The sequence below is a fragment of the Natronobacillus azotifigens genome (assembly GCF_026805325.1).
Lineage (GTDB): Bacteria > Bacillota > Bacilli > Bacillales > Amphibacillaceae > Natronobacillus > Natronobacillus azotifigens.
Map to the genome: position 1 here is coordinate 34,937 of NZ_JAPRAT010000015.1, position 17,682 is coordinate 52,618.

Consider the following 17,682-nt stretch of genomic DNA (forward strand, 5'->3'; position numbering starts at 1 on the left):
TCATTCTTATTATTTCTTATTCCCGAAAAAAATGCGAATGTAACACTTTTCAAAAGAACAAAAATACCGTATAATAGAACAAACGTTCGTTTTTTTTACTGAAGAAGGAGTTGATCTTTTTGCGTTATTTAACCGAATCTGAATATGCTTTAGCCTCAAGATTCTTATTTTTATCGATGGCGCTTGTTGTTATTCAAAAAGACTTACTAGCGATTGAGCAAGGAACTGTATTAAAAATTAAAGAACCCTATCTGGATCTTTTAAAAAAAATAGAAAAACGTGCGTTATTGGAAAGACAAGAACTGCGTAAATATATGTATAAGCAAAAGCTACAAGTACATGCTCTAGAAAAGAATGATACTTTTACTGCATATCTTTTTATTTGCGGAGGTCGAGAAGAAAAACGTAATTACTTTAACCCAGCCATTCGAAAACAAGTGGAACAAATACTACATCAGTTAATTAACGATCTTACGAATGCAACGAAATATTCTTCAACTTCATAACCACCTGCTACCATTATATCAGATTCAAACCTTAGACAAATGATGAAAAACGAGCAGTTCCTCTGGTACTTTTCAAAAAAGTGAACCTTCAATCAGTGGGAGAATTCTTTCCGACAACCACAACGGCAGTTCGATCACGAATGATCAAACTGCCGTTGACCTATCTGTTTTTTTACGCAGGAAATTAAGTAACACTATTTTCTCTGTTGAACAATGGAAAAAAAGTCCTCAGTTCTGTCGTTTTTGTTGGTGGCAAGGAATTGTAATCTTTTTTCAAGTTTATAGCGGAATTGTGCGGTGCGATGAAGTTGATTCATCATGGAACCATAGGAGACATCTAGGGTGAGCGTTTGTCCATCTTTAAAAATAAATTCAGTTCCCATATTAGGGAGTTTTCGAATGCTATCTACGTGCGTGTGTGAAATCCAAGAACATCTTGCGCTAGTAGGAGAAGTGGTGGGGAAGAAGTACATACCACTAGCCGGATTAATCGAGATCGGTACTTTACTCTTAATATTACAAACCATACGTGCTCCTTCTTGTCGCCCTTTTAAACTACTGCCAAAATATTTACAAGCAAAATCCACTAACTTAGCAGGAGTTTTTTTCACTTGGATCCTTTCCGTCTCGTCCTCCTCCATAACATTCGACACCCAATAGTCATCAACCCTCTCTGCGATCACAGCAATTGTCGTTGGTGTGATTTCATAAAAATGCTTTGTTATTACGTTCACAAAATTTCATCCTCTCTCCTAGTGTTATTATTTTTCATAACAAAAAATGCTATAAAAAACATATTTGAATTATAAGTGTTAAAAGGAAATATCAGTGAAAAATAAGATTAATATTCACATTTTTGTCACAATTGTGTATTGAAAGCACCATTTCTATACTTAAATGAACAAAAAGAAAGTTTAATAAAACATGTGACCTAATTAACAAACAGGAGTGCAGATATTGCAACTCCTGTTTATTTAACGATTGTTGATTGCTTGTTCAAGAAGCTCCATTCTCTCTTGAAGTGGTGGGTGACTATTACGTAACCAAACAATCCATGTAGCTGGATCAATATCCGCTTTAGAACGGATACCCATTCGAACAAAACTATCCTGAGCTACTTGTAAATCTTCTGTATGCTCTATTGCAAAGCGATCAGCCTGTCGCTCCATTTCTCGGGAAACAGCTAAAGTAATTGGTTCTGTAACAACAAATAAACTTAGTACAATGAACAAAAAAAGTGGTAGCATTTGAATATCTGTAAGAGATAGCAATAAGAATTTTTTCCGAAGATAATTCAGTATAACAGCCGTGAGCGTGAGTAAAATCAAACCAAAGAACAAATAGCTGATCACACCTATATAGAAATGATTCATTACGTAATGCCCAAGTTCATGAGCAAAAACAAACATAATCTCTCCATGTTCCATTTGGTTGAGCATAGTATCCCAAAAAACAACTTGTGTTCGACCAAAGATTCCATTCACATATGCATTATAGGTTGTAACTTTATTACTCATCTCCACTTGTAAAAGGCTGATTTCTTCAATGTCTAAAGATCTCGCTACAGCCTCAATATCTGTGCGCAATTCTCCTGCTGGTAGTGGAGAAAAATCATGATATAACGGATCAATCCATACAGGTTGAACATAAACAACTAGTAGCACAATTGGAATGAAACAAAGCCATAAGATAATTGGCCAACCTCTTGGCCAGCGCCGAACAACGAGATGGAAGAGAAGAAAAAATACAGACAACCCAGCCCATAAAAAAAGAAAATCCAATCCTCGATCAGCGAACCAACTAATAAGGGATTGATTACTCGTTCCGGCTGAACGCCGAACAAAAAACCAGAGTAGATCAAAAGGGAGTTGAATGAAGCGATAACCGATCAGAAAGATAAAAGCTAAACTAGGTAGCGATAATACATGATGCTTCCATCCTATTTTTTCCTGCCATTTACGAAACAAGTCTCGTTTTATAATCATCCATAAAAAAAGGAGAGGCAGTGGTATTTTCGAAAAATAAACGGCATGTGAAATGGCGGCATAGCGAGTATCTGCAAAGGTTTCTAATGGATAAAAGAAGAGAAAATAACCAAACACGATTACTAAATACGCAAAATAGCTCAAAATTAACTTTTTCACACATTTTCCTCCAATGGGTAAAGCGAAACTTCAGTCAGTGAAGGTTTTAGGTATTCCCACACTGATTGTTGGTTGCTCTGGGATAAAGTGAAACTTCAATCAGTGAGAGTTTTTAGGATTCGCACACTGATTGTTAGTCCTAAAGGATGACCTAAAGGCCCTTGAACCATTTTGGGGGCTAGCGTCCGTTACTCCCACTTAAACAACTTGGTATTCTCCTTGTTTTGAAGTGGGAGTCTTGGACGGTTGCTCCGAGATAAAAAAAGCTACCCTTATTAACCAAAAGGATTAATAAGGATAGCTAATCCTTGTTAGTAGATCAAATCAATAAATTCTTCTTTTGTAATCTTCCCTAAATAGTGTGGTACATCCACTTCTGCAAGTGCATCTTCTAATGCTTGTTTTTGATAGCGAACATCTACTAATTTTTCTTCAATAACGGACACATCGCCAACACCGAAAAAGTCTCCGTAAATTTTACAATTTTTAATAACACCTTTTGATACATCCATCCGAACATCAACCAAACCTGCAGGAAACTTATGTGTTTTCTGAATATCAAATGTTGGTGATTTACCAAAGTTCCAATCCCAATTTTGGTAACGTTCTTCTGAAATTTTATGAATGTTGTTCCAATCCTCTTCTGTTAATTGGTAACGCGGTACATCCTCTACTCGATCAACGGAGAAAATATGTTTCAAAAGATGGGCTTTAAATTGCTCCATGGTTAATTCTTCTGTAAGAAATTCTGAAATATTTGCCACACGGCTTCGGATTGATTTTATTCCTTTAGACTTAATTTTTTCAGCATTTACGTTTAACGCTGCAACCACATGTTCAATTTCTGAATCAAACATAAGCGTCCCATGGCTAAACATCCGACCACGCGAAGTGAATTGCGCATTACCTGAAATTTTTCTCCCATCAGCTACTAAATCATTTCTTCCCTTTAATTCGGCAGGAACTCCAAGCACTTTTAAGGATTCTACCACAGGTTGCGTGAATTTTGCAAAGTTATGGAAACTATCACCATCATCTTTTGTAATAAAACTAAAGTTCAGATTACCCTGATCATGATAAACTGCTCCACCACCAGAGAGACGTCGAACAACTTTAATATTTTGCTCATCTACATATTTGGTGTTAATCTCTTCAATTGTATTTTGATTTTTCCCAATGATAATCGATGGGTGATTAATATAAAATAAGAGATATGTATCTTCTTCTCCAAAATGCTTAAGGACGTACTCCTCAATGGCTAGATTAATATACGGATCTGTTACTCCTTCATTATCAATAAACTTCACTGTTGTTTCCTCCTTTATTATAGATGAAAATTCATTTTTTTATTATGTGTTCAAAAGTCGTTGAATTAGATGCACGCACAACGAGGCTGTGAAGTTCTTGGCCCACCGTATAAGCTTTTCCTAAATGAAGACCGAAACAATGCGACCCAAAAAAAATACATCTCTTATCCTTTGGTGACTTTTAAACATCCTTATTTAGTTAGAATGATTAGGAAAAAATTAAACTTATCCTTCCCACGTATAACCTTCATGAGCAAGAATTACTTCTCCATCAAAAAATTGTTTCGCTTCATCAACAAGTGTATTTCGATCACCGAAATGCGGATGATGACTCAAGACAAGCTTGTCAACACAAGCTGATTTAGCAATAGTTCCGACCTGCTCACTATTCATATGGCCCGCTTTTGAACCATCTTGTCCTTGATAAAAATTACAATCCGTTATAAGTAGATTTGCATCTTTACTAAAATCATTAAATTCATCTTTATAACTAGAATCTGCTGTATAAACAATTACCTTTTCGCCATCCGTAATTCGCATTGCATAACAAGTGACTGGATGATCTGTTTCCATAAAAGTAATCGTAAACGGACCAATCTGCAAAGTATCCTCTGGATCATAAGCAATACCTTTTGTAAAATTATGTGTCAAACGTTCAAATCCCTCTTGATCGTTTTGATGACCATAGATCGGCAAAACCTGTTCTGTCTTACGAATTCCATTTTGAACAAGCCAGCTATATTGCAACACACCGATATCCGCAATATGATCTTGATGATAATGAGAAACAATTACTGCATCAAGGTCAAATGGATCGGTATAGTTAGGCAACTGCGCCAGTGCACCACTACCACAATCAATTAAACAGCGAAAACCATCTTTTTCAAGTAAATAGCTTGAGGTTGCACCACCTTTCTCTGGATATGCTCCCCAAAATCCTACAATGGTTAATTTCATTTTTATCACCTCATTACTATATTATAGCTAGATATATTTTAACACATACCCATACATTGCCAAAACAACACGCATCCTAACTCTAAAATATAGCATTGTTGACACAAACTGTGAAGTAAGTGATTTATCTTCTTCACATAAAAATGTTCACATGAAGATGGAGGATCAAAAAGTACTGTAACTTCTTTAAGGTGGGTTTTTCGCCTAGGTTCAGGGCAGGAAATGCGCCTAACCTCGTCGAAACGACCACTTTCACTTAGGTTGACCCCAAAAAAGTGCTCTAACCTCATCGAAACGACCACTTTCACTTAGGTTAAACCCTAAAAAGAGCTTCAACCTCGTCGAAACGACCACTTTCACTTAGGTTAAACCCTAAAAAGAGCTCTAACCTCGTCGAAACAACCACTTTCACTTAGGTTAAACCTTAAAAAGAGCTTCAACCTCATCGAAACGACCACTTTCACTTAGGTTGACCCCAAAAAAGTGCTCTAACCTCGTCAAAACACTTACATACCTAGATTCGCTAATGAACAGTTTATACAAAATGCGTACTACTAATTGAGTAATAAGAGGTGAGGTTTTGATTATAGAAAAAAAGCGTAACTCATGTAAAATGAATTCACGCTTTTTTCTAGATTATTTGGTTAAAACTCTTGACCACGAAGCGAGAGAGTAACGACATTTGATGGTTGACCTGTCTGTTTTGTTAATGGATTATAAGGAACAACAAAATATTGCGATGATCCGAATAAAGACATACCCGTTAAAGTAAATTCTCCTATTCCTTCCGTTTTACCAATCAACTGATCGCCTGTTTCTGTTTTTTGATAAATATGATAGACAATGCGATCATCTGCATCCGCTGTCCAATCCAACTTACCTCGAACCAGTGTCCATCCACCAAATGAGAACGAAGCATTTAAATCATGGACAACCGGTAATCGAATCGGTTCAGATAATTCCATTACATCAACTGGTTTTTCAAAAGCAGTTGCTAGTGGAGTTACTTGATCAATTGCTTCCAAAATTGCCTTTGTGGCCATTGTTGGTGACTGGCTTCCGGTTGTTAAATAGTGTTCTGCATCACTATGATCGTACCCTATCCATAACGAAGTCACGTATTCTGGCGTAACACCTGCAAACCATGCATCTTTTGCATGTCCAGGTACATGTGGATGCTGGGTAGTTCCTGTTTTTCCAGCCAACGCCTTAGGGAAATCACCAGCTTGAGCTGTTCCATCTACCACAGCATTTTCTAACATACGCACCATATTCCAAGCAGCCTGTTGAGAGAAGACCGTTTCTGTTCTCGGGTCTGCCTCTCCGATAATATTTCCATTTCGATCTTTAATAACAGCTATCGAATGGGCTTCAATCCACTCACCGTCATGAATGAAAGTTCGATACCCTTCCGCAACTTGAATTGGTGTCAATCCGTACTTTAATCCACCTAACCCAAGTGCTAAACCTTCATCCGGAAGCTCAAGTGACATTTTTTCTAAATAGGATTTACTCACATTGATCCCCAACTGATCTAATAGCCAGACTGCAGAAGTATTTTTAGATACCCTAACTGCATCATACATGGTCACCTCACCATCATAGTGATTATCGGCATTTCTTACTGTGTAACCATCGTAATCTTGCTGGCTATCTTCTAACAAAACATATGGATCATAACCCTCAGTCATAGCAGGAGCATAAACTGCTAAAGGCTTCATTACCGAACCTGGCTGCCTCTGAGTCAATACACGGTTATGGTCACCGATTTTGAATTGGCGACCTCCTATCAATGCCTTTAATCTTCCAGTTTCTTGTTCCATTAAAGTGAAAGCAGCTTCTGCATTGGGCTGAGACCCCTGAAAATATTGAGTTTTTTGCAACTCATCATAAGCAATTTTTTGTGCGTTTTCATCTAAATAAACGGTAATTTGATAGCCGCCTCTTCGCAGTTCATCACGTGATAACTGATACGTTGTTTCCGCCTCACGAAGCACTACATCAATATACGACGCTAACCACGGCTTGTCTTCTGTCCTTCGATCTTGCACACCGAGCGTCTGACCTTGCAATGCAAGCATTTCTTCTGTATTCAACTCACCTACTCGTTGCATTTGTGAAAGCACAAGATTACGACGACTAAGCGCACGATCTGCATCAATATACGGCGAATAGCGGTTCGGACCTTTAATCAATCCTGCTAACATGGCACCTTCTGTGACAGTGAGATCTTCAACCGACTTACCAAAGAAAAAGTCTGCGGCTGTACCAACACCATGAATTCCATGAGCAAAATAGACCTCATTCAAATAGAGTTCGAGAATATCATTTTTCGTATAATGTCGCTCTAGATAAATAGATGCCATTACTTCTTTCGTCTTTCTCATCCACGTTTTGCTGTTATCTAAAAATAAATTTTTAGATAATTGTTGGGTAATTGTACTAGCACCTTCAACTTTATCAAAGGCAACAATATCTCGATAGACCGCTCGCATAACAGATCGAAAATCTACGCCTGCATGTCGATAAAATCGTTCATCCTCAACAGCGATAAAAGCAGCTTGCACATGATCAGGAATTTGATCTAATGTAACAAGCTGTCTATTTTCAGAAAAAACTCTGCCCACTTGGATGCCGTCTTCTGTTTGAATAGTTGTCGTTGCCGGTAAAATAAGCGCTTCATCATCAACAATCAGCGCTCCACCGTATAAAATAAATAAAAAACCAAGAAAGCCTAGACTAATTATTGAGCTTGCTGTAATGATCGGCCATTTGAACCAAGGACGTTTTATAAGTGAACGTATTTCAGCAAGATAATCGTGCAAGCTAAGTTTTTGCTTTTGTTTCCTTCTTGTATTTGTCATGATAAAATCACCTCGTTGATGATAGCAGAATCTACAAAAAACTATCATTCTACTATTATACGTCATATCTCGACAAATCAAAAGGCTGAATACTATGAACTGAGGTCACGTAGTAACTGATTGCGATGGGCATAGACAGCTGCTTGTGTCCGATCATGTACATCTAATTTTCGCAAAATATTACTAACATGTGTTTTCACCGTTTTAACCCCAATAAATAATTGATCCGCAATTTCCTGATTGCTCGCTCCTTCAGCTACACAGATCAGTACTTCCAATTCACGTTCTGTAAGACTATCATGTGGTTTTTCCTGCTTTGATTGAAATCGATTCATTACTTTGTGGGCAACTTTTGGTTCGATCACATTTTCACCTTGATAAGCTTTTGTAATGGCATTAACTATTTCATCAGCAGAAGCAGTCTTCAATAAGTAACTAAATGCACCTGCTTCTAGTACCGGAAAAACTTGTGCGTCATCATAATAACTTGTTAAAATAATGACCTTACAGTTTGGTAGATTTGCTTTAATTTCTTTTGTCGCTTCCATTCCCGTGCCATCTTCCATAATCAAATCCATCAAAACAACATCAGGCTTTTCAGCAAGAACCACCTTAACCCCTTCATTTCCACTTGATGCTTCACCGACAACATCAAAATTATCTTCAGTTTCTAAGTATGAAATAACACCTTTCCTCACAATATCATGATCATCAACTACAACAATTCGAATCATTCCTCTTCATCCTTTCTTCGACACGGGATACGAATGTCAATGTACGTACCCTCCCCTTCTTTTGTTCGGATAGTAAAGATACCACCAATTTCTTCACTGCGTTCTCTCATGGTTTTCAATCCATAAGATGTTTTTTTCTGCCCATTCGCCGTTAAATCAAAACCTTTTCCATTATCCGCTAAGTGAAGAAATACCTCACGATCATCTTGGCGAATATAGATCTTTACTTTTGTGGCCATTGCGTGACGTAATGTATTAGATAATGACTCTTGGATAATACGAAATAAATGTTCTTCCGTACCTTCTGCCAAACCAGTAATTTCATCAATACTCAATTGAAAATCAATCGTACACTTTGATTGAAGTTCCTCAACAAGCTGACGTATTCCTGCTGCAAGTGATTCACCAGAGAGATGAACAGGACGAAGATGTAATAACAATGCCCGCATCTCTGTTTGTGCTTTGCTAGCGGTTTCTGCTATTTCTATCATTTGTGTTTTCGCTTTGGTTGGATTTTTATCCATTGTCCTTATCACGGCTTGTGACATCATCGTTAATGCGAATAATTGCTGACTAACTGAATCGTGCAGATCACGAGCTAGACGTTGACGTTCTTCTATTGTTGCAGCTTTGTGAGCTGTTTTTGCAAAGGCGGCTTTTTCATCGGCTAAGCGTTGCAAAGATCGTAATTGTTGTTCCATTTTTAAAGCTAAATCATTTAATTCTGTCCCAATACGATCCATTTCTCCTTCACCAGTATGGGCAATCCTTGATCGATAATTCCCTCTCGATAATTGCATAATCATTACAGACAAATCATCAATTTTCGCCTTCAATTCACTACTAGAACGAAACCCTACATACATAGCATATAAAAGTCCAATGAAAAAATAACTAGCTGTAAAGAGAAATATATTTCCTTGTGTGAGCCAATCTGGAACAAATATCAAATGTATTGTTAAAAATATTGCTAATAATGTGATCGTTGTTAGTACCAACGCGTAAAGATGTGAGTGGATATAAGTATAACGAATAGCATTTAGTTTCTTTAACAAAACATTTCCTCCTTCACACCTTATTAACTCGTATCGATCCAGCCTTCAATTTTAAATCTAATGTGATTTTACGTGTTGCCTCTTGATATCCTGGGGTTTCAAAAGTTAATGATCGATTGATACCGTCCGCGGTTTGGTTAACAACAACAATTTCTCCCGCTTTAACAGAAGCATTGACCGAAAACTCCACATGCTCTGGCATTAAAATATTGATATCGCCAGCTAAACCATGAACAAATACCGGAATATCTTCGTCAGGGATGAATGCTTTGGTAAAATCGATATAATGATCTCCAACCGCATTCCATAACTTGATCGGCTCGGCTTTCCAGTTAGGTGTATCATATTTATGATCACCGATGGTAAAACCCTTAATTCCTGACTTCCAATCACTTTCTTTATCAGATTCAAAGGTAACTTTAAATTTTTTCTTCGGTGAACCAAGAAACTGTAATCCAAAACAAACGAGGAACAATGGCCATAATTTATAAACATCCCAAAATGCGAATGTAACATAACCAAAACGATCTAATAATAATAGCGAGCCAAATAGTAAGAGAAATAGACCTGATCCATAACCTGTTTCCCCCTTAAAAGCTTGAATCGTCCATTTCAAGCCGAGTAACACAAAGAAACTTGGGTATAGAAAGTTCCATGCAACACGAAAGCCCCAATCCACAACCCCGATATTGACCAGTACTAATGCCCCACCTAAGAAAATGATAAACAATGCAAATATATTACGAAAAAAATTGACTTTCATTATCTTCCCCACCTTTTCTTACTAAATTTGTATTTTTTATATTTAATCGTTAATTTACGATAAGAAACAACTTATATATTTATTATAACGAAAAAAATAGATTTCGTAACGACCGCAAGCATGGTTTATTCTCGGTCCTGGGACGGAGAGCGTGTGATCTGAATCGCGATTTACAATATGTTATAATAGAGGGCAATAGGTAAAGGGGGAAAAACTTATGTGGAAAGAGATTTTGTTACAACTTGAAGATCACTATGAAGCGATGGTAGAGATGAGAAGATACCTACATCAGTATCCAGAATTATCATTCCAGGAATTTAAAACAGCGCAATTCATTGCTGATACATATGAATCATTAGAAATACCTTATCAGAAAAATGTCGGTGGGAACGGGGTAGTTGCTAGAATTGAAGGAGGAAAACCTGGAAAAAACATTGCATTACGAGCAGATTTTGATGGATTACCCATTCAAGATGAGAAAGAAGTTCCCTATCGCTCCAAGAACGAAGGTGTTATGCATGCCTGTGGACACGACGGTCATACAACCATATTGTTGACTTTAGCAAAAGTATTAAAACAGTTTCAACAAGAACTTGCTGGTACTATCGTCTTTATTCACCAACATGCGGAAGAATTGACACCAGGTGGAGCAAAACCAATGATAGAAGCAGGAGTCTTAGATGATGTGGATTATGTGTTCGGGACGCATCTGTGGTCAAGTGCTCCATACGGAGTTGTACAGACTTCGCCAGCAGAATTCATGGCTGGAGCAGATCGTTTTTCCGTAACGATTCATGGACAAGGTGGACATGGAGCCATGCCACATGAAACGAAAGATGCCGTTTTGATCGGGTCGCAGCTAGTCACTAATTTACAACAAATTGTTAGCCGAAGAATTGATCCATTAAAAACTGCAGTACTAACAATTGGAACCTTTCAAGCGGGAAACACCTTTAATATTATTGCAGATAAAGCAACATTAACAGGAACAGTACGTACCTTTGATAAAGAGGTTCAGAAGTTTATTATCGAGGAGATCGAGACAATTATTGCTGGTACTTGTCAGGGATATCAAGTAAATTACACATTCGACTATGTCAAAGGTTATCCCCCTGTAGTTAATCATGAGGCTGAAGCTCTAGAAGTAGTGAAAGCGGCTCAGTCGGTTGAGGAAGTAACAAAAGCATCTTTTGTTGATCCTAGCATGACTGGAGAAGATTTTTCCTACTATCTTTTAGATAAGCCTGGGGCGTTTTTCTTTACAGGAGCACAACAAGAAAACAATTTCCAACCACATCATCATCCTAAATTCGATATAGACGAACGCGCAATGCTAATTGCAGCAAAAACTTTTGTACAATTAATTAAAAACTATCAATAACCCTGGGGGACGCGCGCGACTTTTTTGATTTGCGTGCGTTCTCCGAAATTTGCGTGCGACTTTTTCGATTTGCGTGCGTTCTCCGGAATTTACGTGCGACTTTTTCGATTTGCGTGCGTTCTCCGGAATTTGCGTGCGACTTTTTTGATTTGCGTGCGTTCTCCGGAATTTACGTGCGACTTTTTCGATTTGCGTGCGTTCTCCGAAATTTGCGTGCGACTTTTTCGATTTGCGTGCGTTCTCGGAGATTTACGTGCGACTTTTTCGATTTGCGTGCGTTCTCGGAGATTAGCGTGCGACTTTTTCGATTTGCGTGCGTTCTCCGGAATTTGTGTGCATTCTCTGCATTTTGTTCGCATCTTTTCCGATTTGTTCGCATTCTCCGCAATTTATTCGCACCTTTTCCGATTTGTTCGCATTCTACGCAATTTATTCGCATCTTTTCCAATTTGTTCGCATTCTCCGCAATTTATTCGCATCTTTTCCAATTTGTTCGCATTCTCCGCAATTTATTCGCATCTTTTCCGATTTGTTCGCATTCTCCGCAATTTATTCGCATCTTTTCCAATTTGTTCGCATTCTCCGCAATTTATTCGCATCTTTTCCAATTTGTTCGCATTCTCCGCAATTTATTCGCATCTTTTCCAATTTGTTCGCATTCTCCGCGATTTATTCGCATCTTTTCCGATTTGTTCGCATTCTCCGCAATTTATTCGCATCTTTTCCGATTTGTTCGCATTCTCCGCAATTTGTTCGCATCTTTTCCGATTTGTTCGCATTCGTTTCATTCACAAGTATTAAATCAATCATCATTTTAAATCAAAGCTAAAAAAACAAAGCCCTGTACATTTATGCACTTGGCTGTGTTTTTTGTTTGAAATAACTTTCTGTAAAAGCAATGATGAATAGTGAACCTAAACCAAGAAAAAGAATCGCCTGATCCCAATACCCAATAAATAAAAATACGAGCCCGTAGCAACATACATGCACAAATAATAATTGCCTAATCCAACAAACAAAGGCCTGTTGGCGCTGTGGATAAGTAATGGGATATAAATCCATCCATAAGTTTGTTCGATGATGATACCAAATCGTCATCAATTGAATTGCAGTCAAGTAGAGAAACAATAAACCAAATAAAATACGAATCCACACGTGCGGTAAATAATAAATGACAAATGACCCTACGATAAGTAACCGAATATACATACCTAAATACTCACCACTACGTATGGTTGTAATTCGATAAAGATATGTCAATGTTTTGTCTTGCTTGAAGGATAAGTGTCTTGTTAGGACTTGGACAAGAAAAGAACGCTTCTTTACTTTAGCTTTTAAGTAAGGAACATCGGTAAACATATTCGCTAATCGGTAAAAACTACGCATCCGAAGCTGATCTTTTTCAATCAATTGATCCCAAGCTAATGAGTGTTTAGACGATAAATAGTATCCATAGTAAAAAAACAAAAACAACGTAATAGTCAGAATACCAGCAAACACAAATTCAGAAGTGATCAAAAAGTAGAAAGTGAAGAATTGTAACAAATACCGTATACCCACATCTACATACCTTGAATTATTATCACGTATCTTGTACATCCACCATGTTACGGCCATGTTCCATCCTTTAAGGAAAACAAGCAGAAACCCTAACATAGAATAAAAAGAAAATGACTGATCTGGATAACTAGTGAAATATAGTGGTGCCAATACAGCTAACAACAAAACAACCAAATACAATTGGACAAAATAACTATACAGTAGTGCAGATCGGAAATATCGATTCAAACGCTTTTCTGCTGGTAACAAAAAAACAAGATCAGCCTCTTTTAACAACGTTTGAATTGGATTATAAACAAGGATGATCGCACAAAAAAATGACATAACTATTGCAGTAGGGAAATTTTCTGGTAACTCCGCTAAAATTTGTTGATAATAATAAGCACCTGCAGCAATAAGAAATATCATCGCAATTGCAAGGTGACCATTGAAAATATATTGTAAATAGCGAGCAACTTCTTTTATATGTGTCCGAATACGCGTTCGAAACAATTCTTTTGCATTAATCATACGCTCTCTTCCTTTGTCAATTGGAAGTATAAATCATCTAAACTAGCATTGTGATGATTAAATTGATTACGTAACTCTTTAAGTGTTCCTTGAGCTCTAATTTTCCCTTCGTGAAGGATCACTAAACGATCACAATATTGTTCTGCTGTAGCTAAAATATGTGTCGACATTAGAATGCCAGCACCATTATTTTTTTGTTGTACCATTCGGTCTAGAAATGCTTGTATTCCTAATGGATCCAACCCCATGAACGGTTCGTCCACAATATATAACGGGGGTTCAATTAAAAATGCACACATTATCATAACTTTTTGTTTCATTCCTTTGGAAAAATGCGTAGGAAACCATTTTAATTGCTTCTCTAAACGAAAAGCTTTTAACAATGGCGTTAAGCGTTCCTCAAAAGTTTGTTCATCCAGTTGATACGCCATGGCTGTCAAACGAAGATGCTCATACAACGTCAGTTCCTCATAAAGAAGTGGTACTTCTGGAATATAAGCAAACTGCTGTCGATACGCTTCAGGAGCAGTTTGAAACGTCTTATCTGCAATTTTTACTTGACCACTCTTCGCCTGCATTAAACCAATAATATGTTTGATGGTCGTACTTTTCCCAGCACCATTTAAGCCAATTAGACCAACAATTTCATTTGGTTTCACATCAAAAGAAATACCATGTAAAACGTTTTTATTTGTATAACCACCTGTTAGTTGATCGATATGTAATAATGATGTCACATTAATTCCTCCTCAACTTACACACTACTAAAATTTTACCATTTTATGAACGGAATGCAAAACAATTATCCTGTTAACTTTCATCAACAAACGCATTCTTTTCTTATTTACGAATGGAGAAAATGTAAGGATTAATACTTTGCCTTCTTTTATTTGTACATGCTAAACTATATGTAATAATAAAAGATTTAGGAGTGAAAGCTATGACTACTCAACAAGATTGTATATTTTGCAAAATAATCAACGGAGAAATACCCGCTGCAAAAGTGTATGAAGATGATGATGTTTATGCCTTCTTAGATATTAGCCAAGTGACTAAGGGGCATACATTAATCATTCCAAAAACACACAGTAAAGATATTTATGAAACAAACGAAGAAAACGCAAGTACCTTGTTTGCTCGCGTCCCTAAGATTGCGAATGCAATAAAAAAAGCTTATCGACCATTAGGTATAAATGTGCTAAGTAATACTGGTGAAGCAGCTGGACAATCTGTCTTTCATCTACACATCCATCTCCTTCCAAGATATGGCGAAGAAGATGGATTTCATACAAAATGGCAAACAAATAGTGATGCATATAGTCAAGAAGACCTTGCAACAATAGCAAAAAATATCCAATCAAATATCTAACCAGAGTCCCTTAACGTGTTAGGTTGCGTTAAGGGATTATATTTTATGCTTTTGTAATGAAACATCATCTGTTATACTAGTATAAACTTCGCATTTGACAATGAGTGTACAAATGGAAGGGAAATTAGTTTAGTTGAGCAGAGGAGAGTATAGTTATGAAGACAAATGTATTAGTTTTATTAGCTTTATTTGTAGGGATTGGTGCTATTTTGCACACGATTGTACCACCCATATTATTGGGGGTAAAACCGGATATGATGTTATCGATGATGTTTCTTGGGATACTATTTTTCCCAAAAGCCAAATATGTCCTTATCTTAGGACTGGCTACTGGTGTCATATCAGCCTTGACTACTAGTGCACCAGGTGGACAAATTTCTAACATGGTGGAAAAACCAATTACTGCTTTTATCTTTTTTGCGTTATTATTAATAGTTCCAAAAAATATCAATACAAAATGGAGTGCACCTGTTCTCGTTGCAATTGGTACAATAGTTAGTGGCTCCGTATTTCTATACATGGCTCTAAATGTTGTTGGCTTGTTACCAGGATCATTTCTTCCAATGTTTGTTGGGGTTGTTTTACCAGCTGCATTATTAAATGTAATTTTCATACTTGTTATCTATCCAATCACCAAAAATATATTCGATCGATCGCGTGTTCAGCTTGCTTAAAAAATCCTCCTCCTTGCAAAAAGGAGGATTTTTTATTTTTTTTTTAACTTTTTTATGTTTGATGCTGATAAAAGTAGAGAACATAGTATAATATAAGGGAAAGGAGTGTAAGCGATGACTAACAAAAAATCAATACTACTTGGGTTCATAGTCGGCGGGGTTGTTAGTGCAGCCGCTACCTTATTGAGCGCACCGAAATCCGGTAAAGAAGTGAGAGCAGACATTAAGTCTAGTGGAGAAGAAATAGTTCATAATCTCGAAAAAATCAAGAATGATGGTCAGCTGTTAAAAGAACAAATTATTAGCACTTCTAAAGAAGGAGCTGCTTTAATTAAAGACCTTTCTTTAGATATTAAGCAATCAGTTGAAAGCTGGCGAAGCACGATTGAACCACATCAAAAAAATATCCAAATGTACTTAACACAAATAGAAGATCGATTAAAAGAATTGGAAGATCAAACAAATCCTGCAGAATAATTAGAAAGAGCTTATGTCGTATTTTTGCATAAGCTCTTTTTTTTGATCTATATTTAATTATCCCGGAGCAATCGTCCCTAAGACTCCGACTTCAAAACAAGAAGAACACCAAGTTGTTTATTTGAGAGTAATGGACGCTAGCCCCCGAATAGTTCAAGGGCCTATAGGTCATCCTTTAGCACCAACAATCAGTGGCGAATATCTAAGAACTCCCACTGATTGAAGTTCCACTTTTTTTAATCCCTAAACTGTTAAGAAGCTATGTTCTTCAGGGCTGATAGTAACAAGCTATGTAACCCTATAGTGTGACACTTATCTTATATGAGACAAAAGAAAGCTACCTTTACAACTAAAGGTAGCTTTCTTTTTATTTAACTTAACACTATTAATTATTCTAATCCTGCAATCCACTCATCTACTTTATCTTGGTTTGCAGCGATCCAGTTTGCAGCAGCGTCTTCTTCAGAAACGCCATCTGTAATTTCTAGCATCACTTCTTCCATATCAGAAGGTTCCCAGAAGAATTGATCTAAAATGTGATAAGCTGCAGGACTGTCTTGCTCAAGTCCTTCACGTACCATTGTTTCAATTGACTCAGCTCCACCAAATGAACCTTCCGGATCTTCTAAATATTTCAAGTCATACTGAGCAAATTTCCAATGTGGTGTCCAACCAGTAACTACGATAGGCTCTTCGTTGTTTATTGCTTCACCTAGCGCAACTGCCATTGCACCACTTGATGATGGATCTACACTCCAGCCATCTAAATTATAGTCATCCAAAGCGTCTTCTGCTGCTTGAACTACACCAGCACCTGGTTCAATACCTGTAATGCTATCTAATCCATCATAATCAGCTAAATCTGCAATGGAAGTAACATCCATGTATTCTGGAACTACTAATCCAATTCCAGCTCCTTCAAGGTTTGGTCCTAATTGAACTAAATTGTCTTGATGTTGTTCAAATAATTCACCATGCGTACCTGGTAACCATGCTGCTACCATTCCATCCGCATCTCCAGTTGCTACTGAACTCCACATAATTGCATTGTCAATCGGTGTAATTGTTACATCATAACCTTGTGATTCTAATACTTGTGCGATTACATTTGTGGATGCAATCTCAGAATCCCATTCAACATAAACAAGTTCAATACTTTCTTCACCTAGTTCAATTCCTGTTACGTCATCACCTGTTTCACCTTCATCACCATTGGTGACTTCATCTCCATTGGTGGTGTCATCACCATTTTCATCATTAGTACCACATGCAGCTAATACTAGTGATAACATAAGTACCAACAATAACCCTAAATGTTTCCATTGTAATTTGAACATTAAAGCGTCTCCCCTTTTTCCTTATTTATTTATGGTTATCCTTT

The 17,682-nt window shown here is 37.2% G+C and carries 18 protein-coding genes; 5 read left to right on the forward strand and 13 right to left on the reverse strand.

Features of this window, described 5'->3' with window-relative positions; translation table 11 throughout:
* Positions 1 to 119: 119 nt before the first annotated feature.
* Complete coding sequence (locus OWO01_RS08710; RefSeq protein ID WP_268780063.1) at positions 120 to 506, forward strand: YhjD family protein; 387 nt, start codon at positions 120 to 122, stop codon at positions 504 to 506.
* Between the two features lie 194 nt (positions 507 to 700).
* Here OWO01_RS08710 and OWO01_RS08715 read toward each other — a convergent pair whose 3' ends face one another.
* The 8 genes from OWO01_RS08715 to liaF form a co-directional block, all read right to left on the reverse strand.
* Complete coding sequence (locus tag OWO01_RS08715) at positions 701 to 1,240, reverse strand: competence protein ComK (protein ID WP_268780064.1); 540 nt, start codon at positions 1,238 to 1,240, stop codon at positions 701 to 703.
* A 240-nt stretch (positions 1,241 to 1,480) separates the two neighbouring features.
* Positions 1,481 to 2,650 carry a M48 family metalloprotease gene (locus OWO01_RS08720; RefSeq protein WP_268780065.1) on the reverse strand — a complete coding sequence of 390 codons (1,170 nt, stop codon included), beginning with the start codon at positions 2,648 to 2,650 and terminating at the stop codon, positions 1,481 to 1,483.
* Positions 2,651 to 2,961: 311 nt separating this feature from the next.
* Positions 2,962 to 3,957, reverse strand: coding sequence for a lipoate--protein ligase (locus OWO01_RS08725; protein WP_268780066.1), 996 nt, complete (start codon positions 3,955 to 3,957; stop codon positions 2,962 to 2,964).
* Between the two features lie 225 nt (positions 3,958 to 4,182).
* Complete coding sequence (locus OWO01_RS08730) at positions 4,183 to 4,914, reverse strand: MBL fold metallo-hydrolase (protein WP_268780067.1); 732 nt, start codon at positions 4,912 to 4,914, stop codon at positions 4,183 to 4,185.
* Positions 4,915 to 5,558: 644 nt separating this feature from the next.
* The gene (locus OWO01_RS08735; protein ID WP_268780068.1) at positions 5,559 to 7,778 is read right to left on the reverse strand and encodes a transglycosylase domain-containing protein; all 2,220 of its coding nucleotides are present in this window, start codon (positions 7,776 to 7,778) and stop codon (positions 5,559 to 5,561) included.
* Positions 7,779 to 7,870: 92 nt separating this feature from the next.
* A complete protein-coding gene (locus OWO01_RS08740; RefSeq protein WP_268780069.1) occupies positions 7,871 to 8,512 on the reverse strand; it encodes a response regulator transcription factor in 642 nt (213 codons plus the stop codon).
* Positions 8,509 to 9,567 carry a sensor histidine kinase gene (locus tag OWO01_RS08745; protein ID WP_268780070.1) on the reverse strand — a complete coding sequence of 353 codons (1,059 nt, stop codon included), beginning with the start codon at positions 9,565 to 9,567 and terminating at the stop codon, positions 8,509 to 8,511. Before OWO01_RS08745 ends, OWO01_RS08740 begins: the two co-directional genes overlap by 4 nt.
* Positions 9,568 to 9,580: 13 nt before the next feature.
* Positions 9,581 to 10,330: a cell wall-active antibiotics response protein LiaF gene (gene liaF / locus OWO01_RS08750; protein ID WP_268780071.1), complete on the reverse strand. Its 750-nt coding sequence runs from the start codon at positions 10,328 to 10,330 to the stop codon at positions 9,581 to 9,583.
* Between the two features lie 217 nt (positions 10,331 to 10,547).
* Here liaF and OWO01_RS08755 point away from each other — a divergent pair, with 217 nt between their 5' ends.
* Positions 10,548 to 11,711 (forward strand): M20 family metallopeptidase, encoded by a 1,164-nt coding sequence (locus tag OWO01_RS08755; RefSeq protein WP_268780072.1) that lies wholly within the window; start codon positions 10,548 to 10,550, stop codon positions 11,709 to 11,711.
* Between the two features lie 169 nt (positions 11,712 to 11,880).
* On the opposite strand, the gene OWO01_RS08760 is transcribed toward OWO01_RS08755, so the two are convergent.
* The 4 genes from OWO01_RS08760 to OWO01_RS08775 form a co-directional block, all read right to left on the reverse strand.
* Positions 11,881 to 12,159, reverse strand: coding sequence for a hypothetical protein (locus OWO01_RS08760; RefSeq protein WP_268780073.1), 279 nt, complete (start codon positions 12,157 to 12,159; stop codon positions 11,881 to 11,883).
* 181 nt (positions 12,160 to 12,340) lie between these two features.
* Positions 12,341 to 12,490 (reverse strand): hypothetical protein, encoded by a 150-nt coding sequence (locus OWO01_RS08765; protein ID WP_268780074.1) that lies wholly within the window; start codon positions 12,488 to 12,490, stop codon positions 12,341 to 12,343.
* Positions 12,491 to 12,560: 70 nt separating this feature from the next.
* Positions 12,561 to 13,781 carry an ABC transporter permease gene (locus OWO01_RS08770; RefSeq protein WP_268780075.1) on the reverse strand — a complete coding sequence of 407 codons (1,221 nt, stop codon included), beginning with the start codon at positions 13,779 to 13,781 and terminating at the stop codon, positions 12,561 to 12,563.
* Entirely contained in the window at positions 13,778 to 14,518 is a 741-nt protein-coding gene (locus tag OWO01_RS08775) for an ABC transporter ATP-binding protein (RefSeq protein ID WP_268780076.1), read from the reverse strand. The genes OWO01_RS08770 and OWO01_RS08775 overlap by 4 nt, the downstream gene beginning before the upstream one ends.
* Before the next feature lie 203 nt (positions 14,519 to 14,721).
* On the opposite strand from OWO01_RS08775, the gene OWO01_RS08780 reads away from it, so the two are divergent.
* From OWO01_RS08780 to OWO01_RS08790, 3 genes are all read left to right on the forward strand, one after another.
* Positions 14,722 to 15,150 (forward strand): HIT family protein, encoded by a 429-nt coding sequence (locus tag OWO01_RS08780; RefSeq protein WP_268780077.1) that lies wholly within the window; start codon positions 14,722 to 14,724, stop codon positions 15,148 to 15,150.
* Between the two features lie 155 nt (positions 15,151 to 15,305).
* Positions 15,306 to 15,824: a tryptophan transporter gene (locus OWO01_RS08785; protein ID WP_268780078.1), complete on the forward strand. Its 519-nt coding sequence runs from the start codon at positions 15,306 to 15,308 to the stop codon at positions 15,822 to 15,824.
* Positions 15,825 to 15,938: 114 nt separating this feature from the next.
* A complete protein-coding gene (locus OWO01_RS08790) occupies positions 15,939 to 16,301 on the forward strand; it encodes a YtxH domain-containing protein (protein WP_268780079.1) in 363 nt (120 codons plus the stop codon).
* A gap of 389 nt (positions 16,302 to 16,690) precedes the next feature.
* Here the strand turns inward: OWO01_RS08790 and OWO01_RS08795 are convergent, their stop codons facing one another.
* Positions 16,691 to 17,638 (reverse strand): glycine betaine ABC transporter substrate-binding protein, encoded by a 948-nt coding sequence (locus OWO01_RS08795; protein WP_268780080.1) that lies wholly within the window; start codon positions 17,636 to 17,638, stop codon positions 16,691 to 16,693.
* Positions 17,639 to 17,682 lie beyond the last annotated feature (44 nt).

Bases quoted from the DNA above. Each gene is read 5' to 3' on its own strand.
- liaF (WP_268780071.1), bottom strand. From the start codon at position 10,330: ATGAAAGTCAATTTTTTTCGTAATATATTTGCATTGTTTATCATTTTC.
- OWO01_RS08790 (WP_268780079.1), top strand. From the start codon at position 15,939: ATGACTAACAAAAAATCAATACTACTTGGGTTCATAGTCGGCGGGGTT.
- OWO01_RS08785 (WP_268780078.1), top strand. From the start codon at position 15,306: ATGAAGACAAATGTATTAGTTTTATTAGCTTTATTTGTAGGGATTGGT.
- OWO01_RS08755 (WP_268780072.1), top strand. From the start codon at position 10,548: ATGTGGAAAGAGATTTTGTTACAACTTGAAGATCACTATGAAGCGATG.
- OWO01_RS08780 (WP_268780077.1), top strand. From the start codon at position 14,722: ATGACTACTCAACAAGATTGTATATTTTGCAAAATAATCAACGGAGAA.
- OWO01_RS08735 (WP_268780068.1), bottom strand. From the start codon at position 7,778: ATGACAAATACAAGAAGGAAACAAAAGCAAAAACTTAGCTTGCACGAT.
- OWO01_RS08765 (WP_268780074.1), bottom strand. From the start codon at position 12,490: ATGCGAACAAATCGGAAAAGATGCGAACAAATTGCGGAGAATGCGAAC.
- OWO01_RS08730 (WP_268780067.1), bottom strand. From the start codon at position 4,914: ATGAAATTAACCATTGTAGGATTTTGGGGAGCATATCCAGAGAAAGGT.
- OWO01_RS08740 (WP_268780069.1), bottom strand. From the start codon at position 8,512: ATGATTCGAATTGTTGTAGTTGATGATCATGATATTGTGAGGAAAGGT.
- OWO01_RS08795 (WP_268780080.1), bottom strand. From the start codon at position 17,638: ATGTTCAAATTACAATGGAAACATTTAGGGTTATTGTTGGTACTTATG.
- OWO01_RS08770 (WP_268780075.1), bottom strand. From the start codon at position 13,781: ATGATTAATGCAAAAGAATTGTTTCGAACGCGTATTCGGACACATATA.